This window comes from Microcoleus sp. B13-B6, from assembly GCF_036705405.1.
In the GTDB taxonomy this organism is placed as follows: Bacteria; Cyanobacteriota; Cyanobacteriia; order Cyanobacteriales; family Microcoleaceae; genus Microcoleus.
The window spans coordinates 15,328-37,043 of record NZ_JAUBUJ010000074.1 but is presented as its reverse complement, the minus strand read 5'-3'; the positions used below and the strand labels follow the sequence as shown (position 1 = coordinate 37,043).

The 21,716-nt window shown below is 45.5% G+C and carries 19 protein-coding genes; 11 read left to right on the top strand and 8 right to left on the bottom strand.

All coding sequences use genetic code 11. From position 1 onward, the window contains the following. Positions 1-70 precede the first annotated feature (70 nt). The 4 genes from QUB35_RS26805 to QUB35_RS26790 all read left to right on the top strand — a co-directional run bounded on the left by QUB35_RS26805 (position 71) and on the right by QUB35_RS26790 (position 4,856). Positions 71-1,573 carry an AAA family ATPase gene (locus QUB35_RS26805; protein ID WP_333144687.1) on the top strand — a complete coding sequence of 501 codons (1,503 nt, stop codon included), beginning with the start codon at positions 71-73 and terminating at the stop codon, positions 1,571-1,573. Further along, the gene (locus QUB35_RS26800; RefSeq protein WP_333144686.1) at positions 1,573-2,286 is read left to right on the top strand and encodes a ParB N-terminal domain-containing protein; all 714 of its coding nucleotides are present in this window, start codon (positions 1,573-1,575) and stop codon (positions 2,284-2,286) included. Before QUB35_RS26805 ends, QUB35_RS26800 begins: the two co-directional genes overlap by 1 nt. A 584-nt stretch (positions 2,287-2,870) precedes the next feature. Next, positions 2,871-3,965: a Rho termination factor (modular protein) gene (locus QUB35_RS26795; protein ID WP_333144685.1), complete on the top strand. Its 1,095-nt coding sequence runs from the start codon at positions 2,871-2,873 to the stop codon at positions 3,963-3,965. Positions 3,966-4,118: 153 nt separating this feature from the next. Then, the gene (locus tag QUB35_RS26790) at positions 4,119-4,856 is read left to right on the top strand and encodes a Uma2 family endonuclease (RefSeq protein WP_333144693.1); all 738 of its coding nucleotides are present in this window, start codon (positions 4,119-4,121) and stop codon (positions 4,854-4,856) included. Positions 4,857-4,897: 41 nt separating this feature from the next. Here QUB35_RS26790 and QUB35_RS26785 read toward each other — a convergent pair whose 3' ends face one another. The 4 genes from QUB35_RS26785 to QUB35_RS26770 form a co-directional block, all read right to left on the bottom strand. Next, positions 4,898-5,152, bottom strand: coding sequence for a XisI protein (locus QUB35_RS26785; RefSeq protein WP_445252035.1), 255 nt, complete (start codon positions 5,150-5,152; stop codon positions 4,898-4,900). Between the two features lie 67 nt (positions 5,153-5,219). Then, positions 5,220-5,636 (bottom strand): element excision factor XisH family protein, encoded by a 417-nt coding sequence (locus QUB35_RS26780; RefSeq protein WP_333144684.1) that lies wholly within the window; start codon positions 5,634-5,636, stop codon positions 5,220-5,222. A gap of 90 nt (positions 5,637-5,726) precedes the next feature. Next, positions 5,727-7,277 carry a phenylacetate--CoA ligase family protein gene (locus tag QUB35_RS26775; RefSeq protein WP_333144683.1) on the bottom strand — a complete coding sequence of 517 codons (1,551 nt, stop codon included), beginning with the start codon at positions 7,275-7,277 and terminating at the stop codon, positions 5,727-5,729. Between the two features lie 224 nt (positions 7,278-7,501). Then, positions 7,502-8,761, bottom strand: a complete 1,260-nt coding sequence (locus tag QUB35_RS26770; protein ID WP_333144682.1) for a transposase — start codon at positions 8,759-8,761, stop codon at positions 7,502-7,504. A gap of 263 nt (positions 8,762-9,024) precedes the next feature. On the opposite strand from QUB35_RS26770, the gene QUB35_RS26765 reads away from it, so the two are divergent. The 4 genes from QUB35_RS26765 (at position 9,025) to QUB35_RS26750 (ending at position 14,324) form a co-directional block, all read left to right on the top strand. Next, positions 9,025-10,935 carry a serine/threonine-protein kinase gene (locus tag QUB35_RS26765; protein ID WP_333144681.1) on the top strand — a complete coding sequence of 637 codons (1,911 nt, stop codon included), beginning with the start codon at positions 9,025-9,027 and terminating at the stop codon, positions 10,933-10,935. A 222-nt stretch (positions 10,936-11,157) separates the two neighbouring features. Beyond that, positions 11,158-11,427: a hypothetical protein gene (locus QUB35_RS26760; RefSeq protein WP_333144680.1), complete on the top strand. Its 270-nt coding sequence runs from the start codon at positions 11,158-11,160 to the stop codon at positions 11,425-11,427. Positions 11,428-12,002: 575 nt separating this feature from the next. Continuing rightward, positions 12,003-13,346, top strand: a complete 1,344-nt coding sequence (locus QUB35_RS26755; protein WP_333144679.1) for an EAL domain-containing response regulator — start codon at positions 12,003-12,005, stop codon at positions 13,344-13,346. A gap of 312 nt (positions 13,347-13,658) precedes the next feature. Further along, positions 13,659-14,324, top strand: coding sequence for a response regulator (locus tag QUB35_RS26750; protein ID WP_333144678.1), 666 nt, complete (start codon positions 13,659-13,661; stop codon positions 14,322-14,324). Between the two features lie 95 nt (positions 14,325-14,419). Here the strand turns inward: QUB35_RS26750 and QUB35_RS26745 are convergent, their stop codons facing one another. After that, complete coding sequence (locus tag QUB35_RS26745; protein ID WP_333107284.1) at positions 14,420-15,145, bottom strand: pentapeptide repeat-containing protein; 726 nt, start codon at positions 15,143-15,145, stop codon at positions 14,420-14,422. Between the two features lie 191 nt (positions 15,146-15,336). After that, on the bottom strand, positions 15,337-16,536 hold the full coding sequence (locus tag QUB35_RS26740) for a phosphoglycerate kinase (RefSeq protein WP_333144677.1): 1,200 nt from the start codon (positions 16,534-16,536) through the stop codon (positions 15,337-15,339). A gap of 183 nt (positions 16,537-16,719) precedes the next feature. On the opposite strand from QUB35_RS26740, the gene QUB35_RS26735 reads away from it, so the two are divergent. Together QUB35_RS26735 and ylqF are read left to right on the top strand one after the other, a co-directional pair. Next, positions 16,720-17,133, top strand: a complete 414-nt coding sequence (locus QUB35_RS26735; protein WP_333144676.1) for a universal stress protein — start codon at positions 16,720-16,722, stop codon at positions 17,131-17,133. Between the two features lie 186 nt (positions 17,134-17,319). Beyond that, positions 17,320-18,174, top strand: a complete 855-nt coding sequence (gene ylqF, locus QUB35_RS26730; protein WP_333144675.1) for a ribosome biogenesis GTPase YlqF — start codon at positions 17,320-17,322, stop codon at positions 18,172-18,174. A gap of 19 nt (positions 18,175-18,193) precedes the next feature. Here ylqF and QUB35_RS26725 read toward each other — a convergent pair whose 3' ends face one another. After that, positions 18,194-19,009: an MOSC N-terminal beta barrel domain-containing protein gene (locus QUB35_RS26725; protein ID WP_333144674.1), complete on the bottom strand. Its 816-nt coding sequence runs from the start codon at positions 19,007-19,009 to the stop codon at positions 18,194-18,196. 580 nt (positions 19,010-19,589) lie between these two features. Here QUB35_RS26725 and QUB35_RS26720 point away from each other — a divergent pair. Next, positions 19,590-20,315 carry a carbonic anhydrase gene (locus QUB35_RS26720; protein WP_333144673.1) on the top strand — a complete coding sequence of 242 codons (726 nt, stop codon included), beginning with the start codon at positions 19,590-19,592 and terminating at the stop codon, positions 20,313-20,315. 157 nt (positions 20,316-20,472) lie between these two features. Here QUB35_RS26720 and QUB35_RS26715 read toward each other — a convergent pair whose 3' ends face one another. After that, positions 20,473-21,660 carry a tetratricopeptide repeat protein gene (locus QUB35_RS26715; RefSeq protein WP_333144672.1) on the bottom strand — a complete coding sequence of 396 codons (1,188 nt, stop codon included), beginning with the start codon at positions 21,658-21,660 and terminating at the stop codon, positions 20,473-20,475. Between the last annotated feature and the right edge of the window lie 56 nt (positions 21,661-21,716).

Below are 21,716 nucleotides of genomic sequence, written 5' to 3'. Positions count from 1 at the left end.
ATCACAATCCCTACCATTATTAAATCAGTCATTCCCAATCTAAAATCTAAAATCTAAAATCTAAAATCGAATGACTTTCAATCCTAATAACTGTCGCAACGAAAGCGAAGTAGAAAGCAAACTCATTGTCAGCTATCTGCTACCCAAACTAGGCTATACGCCCGACACTTGGCACCAAGAAATAGCATTTGGGAATATTCGTCTCGACTTCCTCTCATTTGCCACCCAAGTTATCCCCATAGTCATCGAGACAGACTCACCGATGAGTGTAGTCATGGAGGCTAAACATCCGAAGGAAAATTTAGACCGCCACCGGCGAAAACTAACTCGCTATTTAACAAGTTTGAGCATCCGCTACGGACTAATAACTAACGGTAAAGAAATTAGAATTTACGAAAGAATCGCCGATGATATTGAGCTAGTCTTTAAGTGTGCTGGACAAGACATTGAAAATAGAATTGATGAAATTATCGCTTTAATTGGCAGAGATAGTTTAAATTTTATAAAAAATCCCGATAATCTCAAACTGGAAGATAGTAAAATTAATTGGGTTAGTCCTGAGTTAATGAGCGAAGTCCCAGTACAGCCCAACAATCCCGCCCCCGCAGAACCTGAGCCAAGTCAAATCTCTGAACCACAACAAATACCTGAAAATTATCCAGTTAAGCCTCAAGTTAAATCCGATGTAACCGTTATCCCAACAACTCAAAATACGATGAAAATCATTGCAGTTTACCACAATAAAGGCGGCGTTGGCAAAACTACAACAGTAATCAATTTAGCCGCAGCGCTGAGCAAGAAAGGTAAGAGAGTCTTGGTGATAGACTTAGACAGTCAGGCTAATACAACCTTTGCGACAGGTTTAGTTAAATTTGAGGATGAAGAACAAGACGATTTGAAAGATAATAATATCCTTCAAGTTTTGCAATCAGAAGACTTTTTCTCGATTGCACAAGTAGCTCGCAAGTCTAATTTTTGCCATCCAGAAATAGATGTGGTTCCTTCCCACATTGATTTAATGCAATATGAAATGGAACTCAATCAACTAGATTACAGCCGAATGATTTTAATTCAGAAACTAGCAGAAGTACAGAATAAATATGATATTGTACTGATCGATACGCCGCCATCTTTGAATTTTTATGCTAGAGTTGCCCTAATTGCGGCGGATTATTTAATTATTCCTTCTGACTTAAAACCTTTTGCCAATCAAGGACTGATTAATGTCAAGGACTTTATCAAAAAAGTTAATGGATTCAAAAAACAAATTGGCAAGAAACCACTAGAAGTTTTAGGCGTACTCTCTTGCAAAATTTCAACTAATAGTAAATTTGTACAGTACAGTTTGCCCAAGCGGAGGGAGGCAATTCCCAAACGCTACGGCTTTGAAATCATGGACAGCGTAATTTACGAGAGAGACGATTTAGCAAAGTGTGCAGAACAATTTCAAATCGTGGGAAATATGGAAATCGCCGATCCCATTTCAGTGCTAGACTTTAAGCCAGATTCCATCGCATCTCAAGAATTTGAAATGCTAGCACTCGAAGTTTTGGAAAAAATAGGTAAAAACTAATGAAAAAATTATCTCCGTCACTGGTTGCAGTTAAAAAAATTACATCCGCAGTTCCCCGTTCCAATTTTGCCGAGGCTGATTTGGACAAATTAGCGCGACTGATTTTAGAGTCAGGAGGATTGATTAATCCGATAATTGTCCGCCGAAACGGTATGGATGCTTACGAAATAGTAGACGGAGACTTTGAATACTATGGGGCGGCGAGAGCAAAGGAAATAGAACCTCAAAAAGGCGAGACAATCGGAGCATTTATCCTGGAAGAAGAAAATGAAGAGCTTCTACTGGAACAACTTAAAATTCTCAGAAAAACCGCAATCAATGAGAATCAAAGTGTAAGTGTGGTTCCGCAACAGTCCTCCAGTTTTGAACAGCGACTGACAAATATTGAAACTCGATTGGAAAACAGAATCACGGAATTAAAAGCCGAGTATACGCGGGAAAAACAGGCGCTGATAGAGAGGGTTAAAGATGTTGAAAGCCGGATTCCCAAGCCAGTTCCGCTGTTGGAAGCACTCAACACTCAAGATAAATTCAAATTGGCTACAAATTTGAAAAATGCTGGCATAAAAGCTCAAACAATAGAACAAATCATCAAAGAGCGAGATTTGGAGCACTTTGCATCTTTTGAAAATGTGTTGGAACGCATGAAAGGTAAAGGGTTAGGCGAGAAAACAATGATTAAGCTTATTGACAAGTGGCAAAAATATTTATAAGCTTTCAGCCATCTCAATTGCATTTTTGGGGCGATCAAAGCCCGCCCGACAAAAGTTGAAAAACCCGATATGACTCGGCGGTTGAAACCGATCCTACACAAACTTTCGTCCCTCTCGGTTGAGACTAAAGAATAAGGGCGATATTAAAGGTGGCTTTCGTATAAATCGAAATTGCGATCGCAACTCGCAACGTCAGCCCGATCACCCGGACGGCCAAAAAAAGTAAAGATGAGTAAAGCAGTGTATCATTGGTGTCCCGCAGGCAGTTAAACTCATCACAGTTGCTTTTTTTAGGAATTGCAGTAACTTTTGCCGATCGCCCGGGCTGTCACCGCACAGCCAGCCGCACAGGTACAGCAGCAAAGCGATATCTCCCCCAGATAACCGAGTTCGATCGCAGAGTTGGAAGACTCAGCCCAAGAAACCCTTTAACTTACCACAGTCTGGGTAAGGTGTTTGTCTCGCACCCTACAATTAGAGTTCTTGGGTTAGTCCTGCAGCACTTAAAACGCAGGCTGTAAAGTGCAAATATACATAAACACCTACACACCCGAATTTAATGAGAAAAGAGGAATTGTAACAAGATGGAGCGATCGTCCGATCAAAACCGAATAGTTGAATATTTGCGAATTAAGCCAATTAGTCACAGCCAGATTTACACTTCCCAAATTGCAGTACCAGAGCCTCAGATGGGAGAGATTCCCCGCGAACGCCGCGAAGCTATCAGGAGAAGTCTCATCGAGCAAGGCAGCAACTTGATTCCTTTAATTGTGCGCCCCACTGAAGCTTACAGCAATGAAGAAGAATATGAAGTTGTCTGCGGATCAGATTGGTGTATTCTTGCTAAAGAACTCGGCATCGAGCAAATGTGGGCGTGGGTATTTGAAATGACCGACGAGGAGGTAGCTGTTGCTCAAGCAGAAATGGAACATTTAGCTCCGCAACCGACTCAGAAACCTGCACAAATTGAGACTCTACTGCAACAATTTGAGCTATCATTTCAAAAAAAGGTAGATAGTCTAACAAAACAAATAGAACAATCTGTTAAAAAAAATGAAGAGCTGCTAAAAAAACACGTAAACGCTCTCACTGAGCAGAACTTTGAGCGTAACCAAATAGAACAGATTAAGCATTTGCTCGAACAAGTGGAAAAAGCATTTCATGAAAAGGTAGATAAAATGGCTAAAAAAGTTGAACAATCGAGCAGCAACCGTCCGCCAACCTCTGCTGTTATTTCGGAGGTAAATCTTGCAGGCGCTTTGAGACAGTTGGATGAACTGGAAAAACTGCTGTCAATAAAATTAGAACGCACAGTCCAAACAATTAATCAGTTTGTTTCCGACGCCATTGAAGACGTAGAAAATGACCTGAAAAATCAAATTGAAACGCTCCGTCGCCAACTGGGAGCCGCAGCGACTCACTCAGAAAGACAGCCAGAGGCACCGCCGAAGAAGCAGTCAAAAATGCAGCCGAAGAAGCAGTCGAAAGCACAGCAGAAACCTCAGTTACCGCAGTTGCAGTTAGAGTTGCCGTTTCCGTCCCCGTCCCCAGAGGATGACTACGAAAGTCTTTCGCTGAGACGGTTGAAGGCGATCGGCAAAGACCGGAAAGTGCGGGGCTACGCGCGCATGAAACGACCGGAAATTCTGGCGGCTCTCAGGGAAGCTGACGGTCAATAAAACGATAATTGCTAATAGTTAAAGACTAATTATTCGGTGTTCGATCGCATTTTTGGGCAAAAAGTGCGATCGGGCTTTCAGAATAGTCCTCGGCAGAGATATGAAAAGCTTGCTAAAATAGACACACAACCTCTTACTCCTCACCCAGCAGCCATGTCCGCAACCGCAGAATTAGCTACTACCCAAGAGATACCAGAACAAGAGATACCGGAAAACTTTATCTTTCCTCCCGGCGATTTATACAGTGATGAACATTCCGTAGAAACAGAACTGCACCTGCGACAAATAATCCTACTCCTCCAATGCCTAGAATGGCTGTGGCGAGATAGAAACAATTTCTATGCTGCTGCCAACCTCACCATTTATTACTGTTCCAATCAACTTAAATCCAAGGACTTCCGAGGCTCAGACTTTTTTGTGGTACTCGGAACTGAACGCAAAACTCGGAAAAGCTGGGTAGTTTGGGATGAAGAAGGAAAGTACCCCAATATTATCATTGAAATCCTGTCTCCCAAAACAGCGGATATAGACAAAAACTTTAAAAAACAACTCTATCAAGATACTTTTCGCACTCATGATTACTTTTGGTTTGACCCAGAAACTTTAGAATTAGCTGGGTTTCATTTAGTTGACGGGGAATATGAAGCAATCGCACCGAACGAATTCGGGCATCTGCGGAGTCAACAACTCGATTTGAGTCTCGGAATTTGTGGCGGAAAATTGCGTTTCTTTACAGCAGAAGGAGAGCTTGTCCCGACTCCTCAAGAATTTGCAGAATGCGAGACTCAACGGGCCGACGAAGAGGCTCAACGAGCAGGACAAGAAGCTCAACGAGCCGATCGTCTGACCGCGAAACTGCGAGAATTAAATATTGATCCCGATACAATTTAGCGATCGTCCTTTCATTCAATTTTCCTGTATTGTAAGCTGGTTTAGGCGATCGCATATCCCGTATGTTGCCGAACATGATAGGGATGAAACCCTAAAACTATCTTGTCTTTAGGCACTCCTAATTCTACAAGTTCTGGGGTAATTCCCGTTTCTATACCATCTTGTTGAATCCAAATTTGGCCGTCCCTAATTTCCACATGAACGATACACCCGTGAATTCTTTGAGGCCCTTGCCAACCTTCGTGGATCAGTAAAAAATTGTTTTGTTCGCGGTCAACAATAACGCTGCTTTTAATTTCTCCGTTGCCGTAAGAAATCTGGGCATAACTATCTAAAACATTGCGACAATTTGGCGATATTCATCTAGTCTATCCATCTGACAATTGTCTCGTTTAATGAATCAAAAACTATTAGTTTAAATCTCTTGTTCTCTAACAAAATCTGCCCGATAGGTTCAGAAAAGATTTCTGCATAAACTTCTGCACGAATTGCCAGATATATGATCCGTTCTGGTTCCGAAAGCTCTAGGATATCTTCGTAGACAATATACTGTCCAACAGCTTCTTCTAAGTCATGAACGGGTGAAACACTCACGAAACTTTTTAATTTTACAGCAATTTTGCGACCTTGCTTTTCGGCAGCAAATAGTTTCTCTGCACCCAAATCGACGTTGAGAGTTCGTTTGCCAATTTTTAAGGGTAGCGGATCGTTTGTTATCGTCCACCCGTCCTTTTCCAGGGCTGTTCTAACATTATTGTGGTAGATGTCTTTTGCTGGCATATTCTATTCTAAGCTGAACCATCAAATGTCACCCTAATTATAGAATAACACAAGACTTTTGAAAACTGATAAATCATCTATTCAAACTACTTATTGCCGCGTGTATCTGTGCTTCACCCCAATCGGAAAATACTCCGCATCACCCGTCTCCGTTAATGTCACCACAGGTAACTGATATTCGGGCGGCACATAATTAGCAAATTCGCTGTTAAGCCGCCGCAATTGCGCGAGAATTGAAGATGCGATCGCCTGTTTCATCTCCTCGTCGCCCTCCACACCCGCTGCTAATTCCACAACCACCGATAAAAACCGATTTTGATCCGAATCCTCCTTGACTTGCAGCACAAATTTTCCCGTCACCCATTCCCGGATGGTGGGAACTTCTAAACCTACGGTGACATTTTCCGGGTAAATGTTAGCACCGAAGTAGGAAACGGTAAAGTGCGTTAGCGAAGCCATCGAAGAGGATCGCCCAAATACATAGACAAAGGGCAAGCAGCGAATTCCTCTGGGGAAATCAGAAACTTTCATACCGGCTGCTTGCTGCAAACTTGCCACAGGGTTAAATCCCCATTCAGCCAAAAAATTGAGCATTGCTTCGTAAGAAATTAAACCGCCATTATCGGAGATGTGATAGCGTATTAGCGGGATACCGTTGTCGCCCGAAAATAACAGGGTGCCGTCATTATTCACTTCAAAAAAGCGGCTTTTCGGATCGTACTGCACCAGCGTTGGCAACCGTGATTCCCCGAATAAATTTCGTGCTGCTTCGGGATTGTTTGCTAAAAAGCGACGGATGCAAATGCTCAGCGGTGTCTCGTTGCCTAAAACGCCCGCATCCGCAGTACCGTAAAGGCTCGCAGAGTTGTAATATAGATTGTCAGAATTAGTGCGATCGCTCACCAAACTCCGCCATTCCTCGCTAAACACTTCCCCCGCAAACACCATCTTAATTCGATATTTTTGCCACTCCACACCCCCAGCAATTCCGCTATCAATCACATCCTTGATAAACGGCGGATATCCCAACAAAACTACTTGCTCAAAATGCTCCCCCAGTTCCTGCACAACTCGAAATATTTCAGTCTTATTATTCCCAGGCGTCACAACTGTAACGGGATAGCCCTTACTCGCTAGATAGCGGCAGCAATTTGCCGTGTACATTCCGCCTACCCAAGTTCCCAACGCAAAGCAAATCACAGCTAAAGTTGAGCGAGTGTCGGCGTAAAAACTGTCGTGAAATATTTGTTCAAAACGAGCAGCAATTTGCAACTCGTCGCTGATAAAACGCGGCCAAAAGGTCGGGTTTCCTGTCGAACCAGATGAAACAGCAATGAAATCGCAAGTTTCTAATTTGCCCTGGTAGCACAACTGAGGTAGCGGGTGACAGCGTAAATAATTCTCTTTGGTAATTAGCGGCAATTTTTGGAAGTCTTCAAAGGTTTGAATTGAGGCGGGATTGATGTTAAGTTCAGCTAGGAAAGTCTGGTAAGCTGGTACTGTGGCAGCGACTTTTTGAAAAAGCGCGATCGCCCCGGATTCGGCAACTCGATTCTGCTGGTGTTGCAATCGTTCCTCAAGCGGCGCCCTCAAAAACTCTTCAAACGCCCCAATTGCTCGCTGACGCTGTTCTGGCTGCATGATTTGCTCCTTAAAATGGGTATTTTGCACCTCGATCGCTCAAAATTCAATTAGTAGCGCTAACACCCGATCGCACATTGGGCTGGACGCTAAAAATTTGAACACATTTTGAGGTCGATCGAAAAAATGGCGCAGTAGATAAACTTCCATAGCACGAAACCGCTGTTTTCACAGTGACATCCTCCTGCACCAAATCAAAGATTATGGTGTAGGCTTCCCAAGAATCACTTCCTAGGTTTCCTGGTTGCTTTCTTGCGAGATTTCGCCACTTGCCTAGACTGAGTTGCCTCAGTCCCCGGTAGATCGGCTGCACAGGCGCTTTCGATTCCCGTCTGTCCAACGGTACTAATGAGGCATATTCCTCGGTTTCTAATATTCTGACCTGCTGCCACATCTCTATTCGTTGTGTATCCACAGTGAGGACAGCTATGAACTCTAACACTCAGGTCTTTTTTGACGAACCCGCCACACTCAGGACATTCTTGAGAAGTCCCTCTAGCATCAACTTCGGCAAAGAATTTCCCACGCTTCCAGCACACATACTTAACGATGGTTCTGAATTGTCCAAAAGCAGCGTCAAGCATATGCTTCCCAAACATCCCTTTGGCACTGATGCGGTAATCCAAGTCTTCCATGAAAACCATATCACCAACATCACAAAGGGCATGGGCTTGCTTGAAGTGGAAGTCTTTCCTCGTGTTGTCAATTTGATGGTGAAGTCGGGCAACTTTAAGGCGTTGTTTTTCGTAGTTTTTAGACCGCTTACTTTTTCTCTTCAGTCTGCGTTGCAGCACTTTCAGCCTACCTTGCAGACTTTTAAAGAACTTTGGCGGTTTTACAAGAACACCGTCACTTGTTGCCAAAAATTTCTCCAACCCAATATCAACTCCAATGGGATGACCGTAGGGTGTTGGGTCGGGAACGTTGACATCACATTGCAGCGAAATAGATGCGTACCATTTATCGGCTTTCCTCAAGATTCGCACTTGTTTGACCACAAACCCTGTCGGGATAGGTCGATGCAAGTTGATGGGAATCGCCCCAGTCTTGGGCAGTTTAATGTGCAAATTCGTCACCGGATTCTCTTTAAATTGAGGAAACAGCAACGACTTAAACTGCCCATACTTCTTGAATCTGGGGAAGCCGAACCCTCTCTCCTGGAAATATTCCCACCCTCTATGCAACTGCTTAATAGCTTGCTGGAGAACTTGAGAAGGAACCTCACTCAACTTGGGAAATTCTTTCTTAGCTTTCGGCAAGTTGTTAAGCTGTTGAATTTCGCCTGGGAACTTCAGCTCCGAAGAAATGATGTACTCTTTCTCCAGAGAGCATCTGTCAATCGGACACTTACGACTGTCACACCAATCTTTTATCTCTCTCAGTGCATAGTTAAATGCGCCTCGACAGATTTCCATCCACTCAATGAGTTGTTGCTCTTGAGCGGAGTCTGGATAGATTCGGTAGCGGTGTGTAAGTGTCAGCATTCCAGTATTATAAAGTGTTTACTGGTGAGTCGTGTAGCGTTAAATGTTAATTTAAGGGATATCGAGTCCCATAAAATTAACTTGGGGGAGTCCATGTATCCCACATCAAATCAGAGATTATGGTGTGGGTCTTATAGCTCACCCCCTACTCCCCCAACCCCCACGAAAAAATAAACACTCACACACTATGGCAAGATTAATTCAGCGATCGCCCAAAACTCCCAGTCTCAGTCAAGCGTGAAAATCCGACGCAGCAAGTTCCCATGAACAATCCCATCTACCCCGGCATAACTCTCAACAACCACTACCGAATCGTCCGCGAATTGGGACACGGAGGCTTCGGGCGCACCTACCTCGCTGAAGACGCCCACCGATTTAACGAACCCTGCGTTTTAAAAGAATTTGCGCCCCAAGTACACGGAAGTTACGCTTTACAAAAATCCGAGGAACTGTTCGAGCGGGAAGCGGGAGTGCTCTACAAGCTGCAACACAATCAAATCCCGCGCTTTCGCGAACTCTTCCGCGTCAGTATCAGCGATCGAGGCTACCTATTTCTCGTCCAAGACTACGTGCCCGGCCAAACCTACCGCTTTCTGCTCGACGCCCGCAAGCGTCAGGGTTTGCGGTTCATAGAAGCAGAAATCAATCAATTGCTGCTGCAGATTTTGCCCCTGCTCGAATACATTCACTCTTTGGGAGTGATTCACCGCGACATCTCCCCGGACAACCTGATTCTGCGGAGTTCTGACGGGATGCCCGTGCTCATCGACTTTGGCGGAGTAAAACAAGTCGCCGCCACCGTAGAGTCTCTTTTCGCTGAGGCTAACGGCACTCCCGCCCCCGCGACTCGCATCGGCAAGCTCGGCTATGCTCCCGTCGAACAGATGCAGATGGGCATCGTCTCTCCCCACAGCGATTTGTACGCTCTGGCGGCCACGGTTTTGGTGTTGCTGACGGGGAAGGAACCCCATCAGTTGCTCGACAGCCAGACGCTGAATTGGAACTGGCGGGCGGAATGTTCTCTGTCTCCGAATTTGTCCCTGGTGCTGGATAAAATGCTTGCTCAACAGCCGAGCCAGCGTTACTCCTCGGCTCGCGAGGTAATGCTCGCTCTCTCCGGCAATCCGCCTTTACAGCCTTTGCCGCCAGCCCCGCAGCCAGGGTATTTTGCGCCCACGCAGCCGCCGGATCTCTCGCCTATACCCGTACCCGCCCCCACGCCAAAACTGCCGGGAACTCCGGTGCGAGTTGCTGCTATTGGCCATCAGCAAAAGATGCCTGCTTGGAAAATGGTTTTGTTCGTGGTGGCGGTGCTCTCAAGTATGGGGGGAGTTGGCTGGTTTGCGGGCAATTCTTTGTTAAATCTGCAATCAAAAGTGCAGAAAGTTCCCCAGCCTTCAAGCCCGAAGCAGCAGCAAGAAGATGCTTTGCAAGATCGCTTTGTCAAGCTCAAAATTGACGATCGATTTTATAACGGTTACGTCAACCTTGTGGACGAGACTTTCTATGCCAAATACCCGGAATTGGGGGGACGATTGTTAAAAGAAGGCGAGGAAGATCGCCAATGGCGCGAAAGGTGGCAGAAAATCGGCGACGAGTTGCTCGACAAGCTGGAAAATCTCAGCAGCGACGCTAGAGCGCGGTTGGGCACTTACGACACCACTGATATCGATCGCTGGAAAACTGAGGTTAACAAGCTGAATTTGAGCAGTCGGGCTTTGTACGATTTGGCTGATGCTAGGTTTTTTTATTGGTTTCCACAACAGCCGCGCGATCGCAATATCATCGGTTTGCCGATCGGACAAATTTGGCAAGCAATTACCGCCGACGAACTCGAAGCCTTACAAGCTGGAGCAACTGTCGAAAGCGTTGAATTTGACCGCCTATCGAACAGCAAACGCCTCACAGGCAATCTCAAACCCGGAGAAGGGAAAGCTTACATTGCCAGGTTCGCTCTCAATCAAACTTTGCGCGTGAATTTGCAAGCACCGCGCAAATCTACTCTACTGTCAATTTATACTCCGGGGCGGACAAAGGGCGCGCGAGCTTTGCTGGAAGATGCAGAGGGGCTTAGTTGGTCTGGATTGCTGGATGATACGGGTTTTTATGAATTCGTGGTAGTTTCTCAAGCATCTGAGCCGATCGCTTACCAGTTGAATCTGACCGCCGAATAACTGCTATTGACAATCAAGCATCCAGGATACAAGCCCCCGCATTCATCCGTCCAGAAATAAAAAACCTGTATCCGATAAAGGAGCCCCCGAATTTATCCGTGGGGTCGCCTCTAAAATCTAAAATCTAAAATCTAAAATCTAAAATCGATTGACGCTCTCTATCCACCCGCGTAATAATAAGGTAATACCGATCAGGTAAGTTTTCCTGTTCAAACAAAGAATATGCTGAGATTCGCGATCGTAGCTTTAGTGACTTTTGGATTAGTATTAGTGACTGCACTAGGTTTACATCCGGCCAATGCGACAGTCAGCACTCCCGAATTTTATGCTTGGAACTTTGCCTCTGTAGGCAGTAGCGAGCTGGTTTGTAAAAAGACCGTGGTAGTTCCGCAAGACCAGATAATTCCGTCATCATCCATGCACGCTGTCAGTATCACTTCTGCAATTGTAGATGAAAAGTTTTGCGCGAATTCCACTAAGCCTGTAAATTAAGGCCGTGGATAATAGGATTTCGGGTTAGAGAACCATAATTAAGTTCTCCGTTAGTCGATTTTAGATGTTAGATTTACTTCACAGATGAATCTGGCAGGTTGAACCTTAATCTAAAATTTTTCTTTCTCCAGGACTGTTGTCTGAAAGCAAGTATCCTTTTTTGGATGAATCAGAACGCAGCGTCCTGATTCATCCATTGAGCGAAAACTCTAATTGTCAGTAAAAACACGGACTAATTATGAACAATTAACCGGACATTATATAAGTGATAGCCTGAGTAATTTCCCCCCTCGGCGCATTGAAACTCTTGGCTATTTTCTTTTATGAGAAATATTGGGTCTTTTGTAATAAAAGTTTATCAAACGAGTCGGGCGCAGCAGTTTTCGGCTCTTGAAAGAGAGCGAAATCTTCCCAATTTGGGCAGTTCTTTGATTGTGACTTAACAACCGAGGGGAAATATTCAGCCATTTGGCTAATGGTTTATTGGCTAATTAGCTGAATCATTAATTTGCTAGTTTGAGTATGCTAGAGTTAGTCAGGTTCAGATATATAGTGGCATCTGTTATCTAATTATCATGCTCAAAATTTTGGTGATTGAAGACGACGAATTAATCCGGGAAACTCTTCTGCAACTCCTGGAATCTCACAGCTACCGGGTCATTGCGGCCGAAAACGGTCGAGCTGGGGTGCAGATGGCACTTTCGGAGATACCGGATTTAATTTTGTGCGACGTGCAGATGCCGGAACTAGACGGTTATGACGTGTTGCGGACGCTGCGGCAAAACTCGCTAGCTGCAACAATTCCATTTATTTTCCTCACGGCTCAAAGTGACAAAACCGATTTTCGTCGGGGGATGGAATTGGGGGCCGACGATTACCTGACAAAGCCGTTTACCAAGGCTGAATTGCTGGGAGCCATTGCTTCTCGCGTCTTGAAGCGGCAAACTATTACTCAACCGCTGACAGTCGCGCTTCACCAAGCAGAAGCCAGACTCAAAGATTTAGTTAACGACTCCACCAAGGTTACAACCCTCTCTCCTGAAAAGTTTGCTCTCGAAGCTTTGCTGCGCCACGCTTTGGAACAAGGTGAGTTTCAGGTATACTATCAGCCGCAGGTGAATATTGCTACCGGCCAAGTTATCGGCGCGGAAGCTTTAGTGCGCTGGCAAAATCCCGATCGAGGTATAATTTCTCCCTGCGAATTTATTCCCTTAGCAGAAGAAACAGGTTTAATTATTCAGATTGGCGAGTGGGTACTGCTTTCAGCTTGCGCTCAAGCCGCTAGTTGGCTGGCGGCGGGGTTTTCGCCCTTTACAATATCAGTAAACTTGTCGGCCCGGCAGTTGTCCGACCCGGAACTCAAGGCGCGAATAGTGCAAATATTGGAAACTACAGGCTTGGAGCCTGCGAATTTAGAATTAGAAATGACCGAAAGCGCTTTGGTGGAAAATGCGACAGTAGCAGGCGCTACTTTAAACGAACTAAAAGCTCTAGGAATTCGGATTGCTATTGACGACTTCGGCACCGGTTACGCTACTTTAGGATATCTCAAGCAATTTGCTTTTGACAGCTTAAAGATCGATCGAATTTTCGTCCGTAATGCCAACGAAGATACTCAAAATGCTGCTATTACTACAGCAGTAATTTTACTGGGTCACAGTTTGAATATGACTGTAATTGCTGAGGGAGTGGAAACAGAAGCAGAACTAGATTTTTTGAAACAACATCAGTGCGATATCATACAGGGGTATCTGTTCAGTCGCCCCGAACCAGCAGCGATAATTGAAAGTATGTTGGTTGCCGACCCTAGTTTGTTCGCGCCGCCCCCAGCAGCACCTAGTCGCGTTGTCCCTTTTGTACCTGTGTCCGAACCAGAAAAATCTAAAAACCTTTCAATGTCGCGTCTAGGAATAGTGTAAGTGTCACCAATATTTCTGTATAATAGAAAAAAATTCTTTCTTTTACGTTCTATTTTCTGCATAAAAGTTGACGCTACCTCCTAAAAAGTTGTAGCTTTTGATGATAGGCGAATCAAAGAAAGTATTGTTCCCCATATTGCTCTACTGCTTCCCCTTTTAGGCGCTAGGCGCCCCTAATTGGAATATTTGAGAAAGTGTGGCGTCTTGAAATTGCGAGCCTTTATCAAGTGGCAGGAGGTAAACTCAATTAAGTTCCTACTTTGGGACTGGCAGTTTCAAAAACTGTCCAACTGGAATTGGTGCAAGCCTGTCATGGAAAGAATATTAGTGGTGGACGACGAAGCAGACTGTCAAACAGTCTTAGCAATGTACCTGGAAAGTCAAGGATATCGGGTGGAATGCGCTAATTCAGGGGTTGAGGCGCTCTCGATTTTTGAAAATGCCCCCCCAGATTTGGTAATTTCAGATGTCATGATGCCGGAAATGGACGGGTTTGAGTTTTGTCGCCGTTTGCGAACTACCCGTTTGGGACAGTTAGTCCCCTTTATATTTTTGTCGGGTCAAGGCGAGTTGGAGTCAAAAGTTGAAGGTCATTCGATCGGCGGTGACGATTATCTGGTAAAACCTTTTCAGTCTGAAGAAATCTTAGCTAAGGTAAAGGCGCAGTTAGAGCGCTCTCACCGCATTCACGCCGAAATTGTCCGACTGCTTCAAACTTCTAGCGGTAGGGCGGTGGAACCACCATTGGTGGCAGTATTGCCAGCACCTGCACCTTTGCCTTTAACACCAGCCGAGGAAAGAGTTTTTTGGGAAGTGATCCAGGGTTATACTAACAAACAAATTAGCGATCGGCTGTTTATTAGCCCCCGGACTGTGCAAGCTCATTTAGGCAGCATTTTCAGCAAATTACAGTTAGATAATCGTGCCCAGCTTGTGAGATTTGCCCTAGAAAGAGGATACAAACCACCTCAAACTTAGCTCGGATCTAAACTTAGGGTGCGCCAGCCAGGGGATTTTAGATTTTAGATTTTAGATTTTAGATTTACTCCACAGATGAATCTGGGAACTAGAGTCTAAAATTTTTCTTCCAAATTCAAAACACAATAAGGAAAATTAGTGCTCACGCAAACCCCCGGCCCCAAATTCGTACCTCGCAAGTTGGCACGTTCCAAATCAGCCTGCCGCACATTATTCGCCGCATCAATATTTGTCCCGGCCAATTGAGCGCGAGGAAGCCTAGTATTTGACAAAATAGCATTCTGCAAATTAGTATCCCGCACATCCGCGAAAGACATATCCGCTCCGCTTAAATTCGCACGATTCAAATTAACTCTAAACAGCAGCGAACGTCTCAAATCGGCATTCGACAAATTAGCTTGCAACAGATAAGCTTCCCCCAGATTCGCATTAAAAAGTTTAGCACCGCGCAAATCCGCACTCGTCAGATTCGCCCGGCCCAAAAAAGCATTAGACAAATCCGCATTTCGCAGATTAGCACCATTCAATTCAGCCCCGTACATTTCGGCATTAACTAAGTTAGCATTGGCCAAATTAGCATCACTTAAATCCGCTTCCAACAAATTAGCTTCATAGAGATTTGCTCCGCTTAAATCGGCTCCTCTTAAATTAGCTCTGTACAAGCTAGCCTTGAACAAATCAGCATTTCTCAAGTCACAGCCTTCGCACTCTTTAGTTTCCAGCAATTGCCTAACATGATCTGGATTTTGAGCCTTAACCGGAACTGCCAGCCCAAACAAAGCTAAACTTGCCGTTACAGTTGCCAAGAGTTTAAGTTTCACAAACAAACCTCACTGCTACTTCAAACAAATTATACTAGCAAACTATAGACTTTAAACCCATATCCTTCTCTCTTTCCTCTTGCTCTGCGTTCTCTGCGCCCTCTGCGGTAAATCTTCAAAAAAATGATTCGCAGCCAAGGATATAGACCTGCTTCCAGCAAGGCGGGCAAAGCCCGCCCTACTTAACTTAATTAAGCTTCATCTAAAGCAGCAACACCAGGCAATTCCTTACCTTCTAGCAACTCCAAACTAGCACCGCCACCAGTAGAAATGTGGCTCATTTGTTCACCTAAATTCAACTGTTCCACAGCCGCCACCGAGTCACCACCACCGATAATTGTGGTAGTACCAGTTTTAGTAAGTCCAGCCAAAGAATGAGCAATACCTTCAGTTCCTACAGCAAACTTCTCCATCTCAAACACGCCCATCGGCCCGTTCCAGATTACCGTTTTGCAATCGGCCAAAGCATCTTGGAAAGTTTTTACTGAATCCGGGCCGATATCCAAACCCATCCAACCGTCGGGGATGCTTTCTACAGGAACAGTTTGAGTGTTAGCCGCCGCATCAAACTTGTCAGCAACTACCACATCAGTAGGTAACAGAAAAGTAACTCCCCGTTCCTTCGCCTTAGCTTCCAAAGACTTAGCCAATTCCAGCTTGTCCTCTTCCACCAAAGACTTGCCCACGTTCAAGCCGCGAGCTTTGTAGAAGGTGAAAACCATGCCACCGCCCAACAGCAGTTTGTCGCACTTTTCGAGCAGTTTTTCAATGACTCCAATCTTGCTGGAAACCTTAGAACCGCCGATTATAGCAGCTAAAGGACGCTGAGGATTGTCGATCGCACTGCCGAGATATTGCAGTTCCTTCTCCATCAAAAACCCAGCCACAGAAGGACTCAGATACTTAGTAACGCCCTCAGTAGAAGCGTGAGCCCGGTGAGCCGTACCAAAAGCATCATTGACATACAAATCGGCCACAGAAGCTAACTTCTTAGCAAATTCTGGGTCGTTTGCCTCCTCCTCTGGGTAGAAGCGGACATTTTCCAGCAACAGCACATCGCCATCTTGCATCGCCGCGACTGTAGCAGCGACTTCATCACCGATGCAGTCGTCAGTCTTTTTGACCTCTTTGCCCAACAATTCCGACAGGCGCACAGCAACCGGCGTCAAGCGCAACTTCTCCGTTACACCCTTGGGACGGCCGAAGTGGCTGCACAAAATCACCTTAGCGCCCTTGGACGCTAAATCTTGAATTGTCGGCAGAGCCGCCCGGATGCGAGTATCATCGGTGATATTGCCGTTGTCGAGCGGCACGTTAAAGTCCGCCCGCACCAATACCCGTTTGCCCGATAAGTCCGATGCCGATAAATTTGCTACAGTTTTTTTTGTCACAGGATTAACCTCCTAATATGTGTGTTTTTGTCGAATTCCGTTGAAATGGCGGCACTGGTAACTTGCACCCCGGCCTCGGACGCATTCAACCGCGCCCGTACAAAAAACGGAAGATGGAACAAACGGCACTGATTGGCTTAACCTAAACATTTTATCGGAGTCCGTGTCCCGGAGATGTGCAGTATGTTCAAGACAGTCTTATTTCCTGTCGATCAAAGCCGAGAAGCCCGCGAAGCTGCCGAAAAGGTGGTCAATATCGTAAAAACCTACGGTTCTCGCTTAGTTATTCTCTCGGTAGTCGAGCCCCCAGCCGAGGAGGCCGACGCCCCCGCGCGCGAGGTGATGACTTCCCCCGAAGCAGTCGCCAAACTTCTTTCTGAGGCCCAATCGATGTTTTCCCAGCAGGGAATTGAAGCTGAAATCATCGAACGGGAAGGCAAACCTGCTTTCACGATTTGCGATGTGGCGGACGAAATTGGGGCCGATTTGATTGTGATGGGCTGTCGGGGGATGGGTTTAACCGATGATGGGGCGTCTGACAGCGTTACCAGTCGGGTAATCAATCTGTCTCCTTGTGCAGTTTTGATTGTGCCTTAGTCAGTTGTCAGTTGACAGTTGACTGTTGGCAGTTGACTGTTCTTAGTTGTTAGTTGTCATTCAAGAACTAACAACTAAGAACTAACCAATAACAACAGTCAACAGTCAACTAACCAATCACAACTAACCAATAACAATAGTCAACAGTCAACAGTTAACAGTCAACAGTCAACAGTCAACTAACTAATGAAAATTCACTGGTATCCCGGTCACATTGCCAAAGCTGAACGGGCATTAAAAGAACAGCTAAAGCGGGTAGATGTGGTGCTTGAAGTCCGAGATGCCCGCATTCCATTGGCTACTTATCACCCCCAAATGCCGAGCTGGGTGGGCGGCAAGCCGCGAGTATTGGTCGTCAACCGCATGGATATGATTACGCCTCGATCGCGCGAGGCGTGGGAAACATGGTTTGAGGCCCAGGGGGAAACTGCGTATTTTACTAATGCCGAGCACGGTCACGGAGTAGACGCTGTGGCGGATGCGGTGCAGAATGCTGGGGTGCAGCTAAATAAAAGAAGGTTCGATCGAGGTATGCTGCCCCGTCCAGTCCGGGCAGTGGTAATGGGATTTCCCAATGTGGGAAAATCTGCTTTAATTAATCGGCTGTTAGGGCGGAGAGTGGTAGACAGTGCCCGCAGAGCTGGAGTAACTAAATCGCTGCGATGGATTCGCATTTCTGACGAAATTGAATTATTAGATGCCCCCGGAGTGATCCCAACCCGAATTAACAATCAAGAAAATGCCATAAAATTAGCTATTTGCGAAGATATTGGCGAAGCAGCTTACGACAATCAGGTAGTAGCAGCAGCTATGGTAGATTTGCTGCGAGGGCTGGAGGCGACTGATGAGACTTTGATATCAATATCTGGTTTCAAATCCAGGTATAAATTAGATGCAGCCTCTAGTAATGGTGAAGATTATCTGCACGAGGTAGCAAAAGACAGGTATAAAGGAGATGTCGAACGAACGGCGCGGCAGATGTTAAACGATTTTAGAACTGGTGTTTTAGGTCAACTTACTTTGGAGTTGCCGCCGGCTTGATCCGATTCGTACCATACAACTAATCAGAAAGGGTATTCAATAGAGAGTTGCTGACGCGGAGAATGGCAACTTCGTCTCCTATGTGTAATATTTTTTCTGGTGCTTGAGGTGCGAGTCGCGTGTTAACTATCAGCCGACTAAAGTGATTTAAATGCCCTTTTTTTACCAAGTCAGGCATAATTTCCTTCTGCTTGGCTGTTAGTATATTTTTAAAATTGAGATCGCCTGCTTTCGCCCCATAATTTCGCGTAGATAGGATAAATGGCTGACCGGGATTAATAGCTTCAAATATTACAGTCCCTATTTTCAACCTCACAATTTCATCGGCTTGTGGTAAAAGTTGATCTTCCCAAAAAGCCGGGACATCTCCTATTTCAATATTAGCTCGCAAGCGATGGCGCATCTCGTTAACGCAAACTCTCGGAAACCAAGATGCAACTTCGGCAATTGTTTCGGTACTGATAATGCTTGGCCCTGGTGCAGCGGTATTGTCGGGAAAACCTGTCAGCAAGTTTTCAATTAATTTGACAGGGAAACCGAAGTAGTTGCTCAACCAAGATTCTATTGCCAAGCGTTCTCTATCTACATGAAAAAATATTTCTTGTTCGGTGCCTTGAATTTTCAGGCCGGCAATTCTCTTTTTGATGTCAAAGGATAAGCGTAGAAAACGGACTCCGCTGTTGTGCTTAGTGTTAACCAATTCTCCTGCTGCATCGCAGATTGCAAAAGAGCGATCGCCTTCTAGAGCTCCGCTGGCTAGAATAGTTGCTTGACTGACTGCTATGCCGTCAAGGGACTTGACCGGATAGATATGAATGCTGGCGACGTAGGACATTTCGAGCCATTGATAAAAAATAGTCGTTTTAGATACATTCTAGCATCCCCTGCCTGCAGAAGGATGACCGCAGTTGACTTTACAAAATAAAATATGAATGAAATAAAAATGGGCCACTTTTTTGAAGTTTACATTGTGCCGGAGCAGCTTGCAAAGAAAAATCCCAGAAGTCTGGCTCAGCTTGTGGTATATCTTAGGGTATAAATAGAAAAAATTGAACCGAGTTACAAACAGTCAGGAACCTCAGCCCTGACGGCATGAGGCTTGAAGGAGGAATCTAACAAGTCATTCTGACGGGCCATCGTCTTAACTGACTACGTTTTTTGAGTCACGATACCCTGGGATGCGTAGCTAGTCCCTGGCTCTATCGTTGAGAGTTAAACAGTTCTAAGGTCACGCTTTACAGTGCTTTGGGCCTAACAAGCTCACTAAACAAAGGCGCGTGCTAACTTTACTCCCAAAAGAGATTGAGGCAACCATACCTCACGCCTTGGGGCAACCATACCCCTCCACCCCGCGAGGGGATTCAATTCAATGTAAAGCCGTCCTAAAAGGACGGGGTTTCAAACCCATAGTTCTGATGAATGAAAGCGGAAGTAGAAGCATGATTTCGCGACGCAATTTAATGTTGAGGGCTGGTGCAGGGATGCTGGCGGCAAGCTTGGCACCTGCCTTTTTACAAGCCGAAGCAGCAAAGGCCGAGGCAATCTCTGACATTACTCCTACTGACATTACTCCTAACAGTGCTCTTAAGAAATTGATGGCGGGTAATCAACGCTACCTTCAGCAAAAACGGACATTTCCCGACCAAGCTCGATCGCGAGTTGTAGAAGTAGCCCAGGGTCAACATCCGTTTGCAACCATCCTGGCTTGTTCTGACTCGCGCGTTACTCCCGAAATTATTTTCGACCAAGGATTGGGGGATTTATTTGATATCCGAGTAGCTGGCAATTTTCTCGACGATGTGGTTCTCGGTAATATAGAATATGCCGCCTTAGAATTAGGCGTGCCGCTATTAGTAATTCTGGGTCACGAACGCTGCGGGGCTGTCAAAGCAGCTTTAGATGGCAAAGCTGTTCCGGGTCACATTAGCACTTTGGTGGCGGCGATTAAACCTGCAGTTGATTCGACAAAAGGTCAAAAAGGCGATGCCTGGGATAACGCCGTCAGAGCTAACGTGAAAATGAATGTAAATAAGTTACAATCCTCCTCGCCTCTTTTAGCTAAAGCAGTCCAAGCGGGCAAGCTTAAAGTTGTTGGGGGCCGCTACGATTTGGATAGCGGCAAAGTAGAGATAATTGCTTGATTTTGCTGGTAATTTTTACAGTTTGTAGGGGTAATGCCCCCGTGCTTACCCCGTCCGGTTCGAGGGGCAACCACGGGGGGATTGCCCCTACAAATTATTTGGTAACAAGAGGGGCAACCACGGGGGGATTGCCCCTACAAATTATTTGGTAACAAGTTTAAAGTAAACCCATTTCTTGCAGTCCCCGGCGCAGGCGTTCTGCTTCAAAGGGGCGGCGCTGTTCGTGAAGGGCGATCGCTCTTTTGAATTCTGCTAAACTCTCTGGCATTTTGCCAATTTTCAGCAAGGCTACTGCCAAGTTTTGATGAGCTTCCGCGTGTTCTGGATCGATTTTAATGGCTTGTCGGTAATAGGCGATCGCATCTGCTAAATTTCCGGCTGCCTTCAGCGTGAGTCCCAAATTGTAGTGACCTACTCCAAAATTAGGGTCAATTTTTAAAGCTGCTTTGTAAGCTTGTTCAGCAGATTTCAAATCTCCTTCATCTTTGAGCAAATTGCCCAAATTATTGTAAGCGCCCAACTTGAGCGCCGGGATCACATCTGTATTAATTGCCGCTTGATAGTGTTCTTTTGCTTTAACAAATTGCTGCTGCTGGCGATAAGCAATTCCCAAATGATAGTTGAGTTCGTAAAGAATAGAATCATTAATGGTCTCCGCAGTCAAGCCTTTGGTTAATAAATTAATTCCCCGCCCAATTTGCCCGGTTTCTACATACAAAGCGCCTAATTTGCTACAAGCATAAGCATCGTTTGGATAATAAGCGATATAGCGTTCCATTGCTGCTTGAGCTTTTTGGAATTTACCTTTTGCTGCGATCGCATCTTTTTGATAACCAGAGTGCCAAATCGCCACATCGGGGAGAGAAGCTATTGTCCATTTTGGTTCCCTCTGCAAAATCTCAGCCACGCTGTCGTCTACCATTGCGTGGTAAGGGCGAGAAAAGCGGATGTCGAGGCGATTGCGAAATAAGCGCGACACTAGGGAATAGGGAGATTGAGAGGCACCGATTTCTTGACGGATGAGATTGATTAGCAGCAGCCGATCGCTCGCAATGGCCTGCTTTATTTGAGGTAGAATCTCCGGTACCAAAACCTCATCGGCATCTAATACCAAAATCCAGTCGCCCTGGGCGTGCTTCAGACACTCATTGCGCGCCACTGCGAAGTCGTCGCACCATTCAAAGTCATAAACCCTCGCCCCGGATTCTCTGGCAATTTCACGGGTGCGATCGCCCGATCCCGTATCCACCACCACCATTTCGTCAACAACACCCTTAACGCTGTCCAAAGTCCGCGACAGTGTTGCCTCTTCATTCTTCACAATCATGCACAGAGTCAGATTCATCGGGCGCAAACTTTCCTCATTTCACAGAAATATTGTAATTTTTTTAACTACCAAAA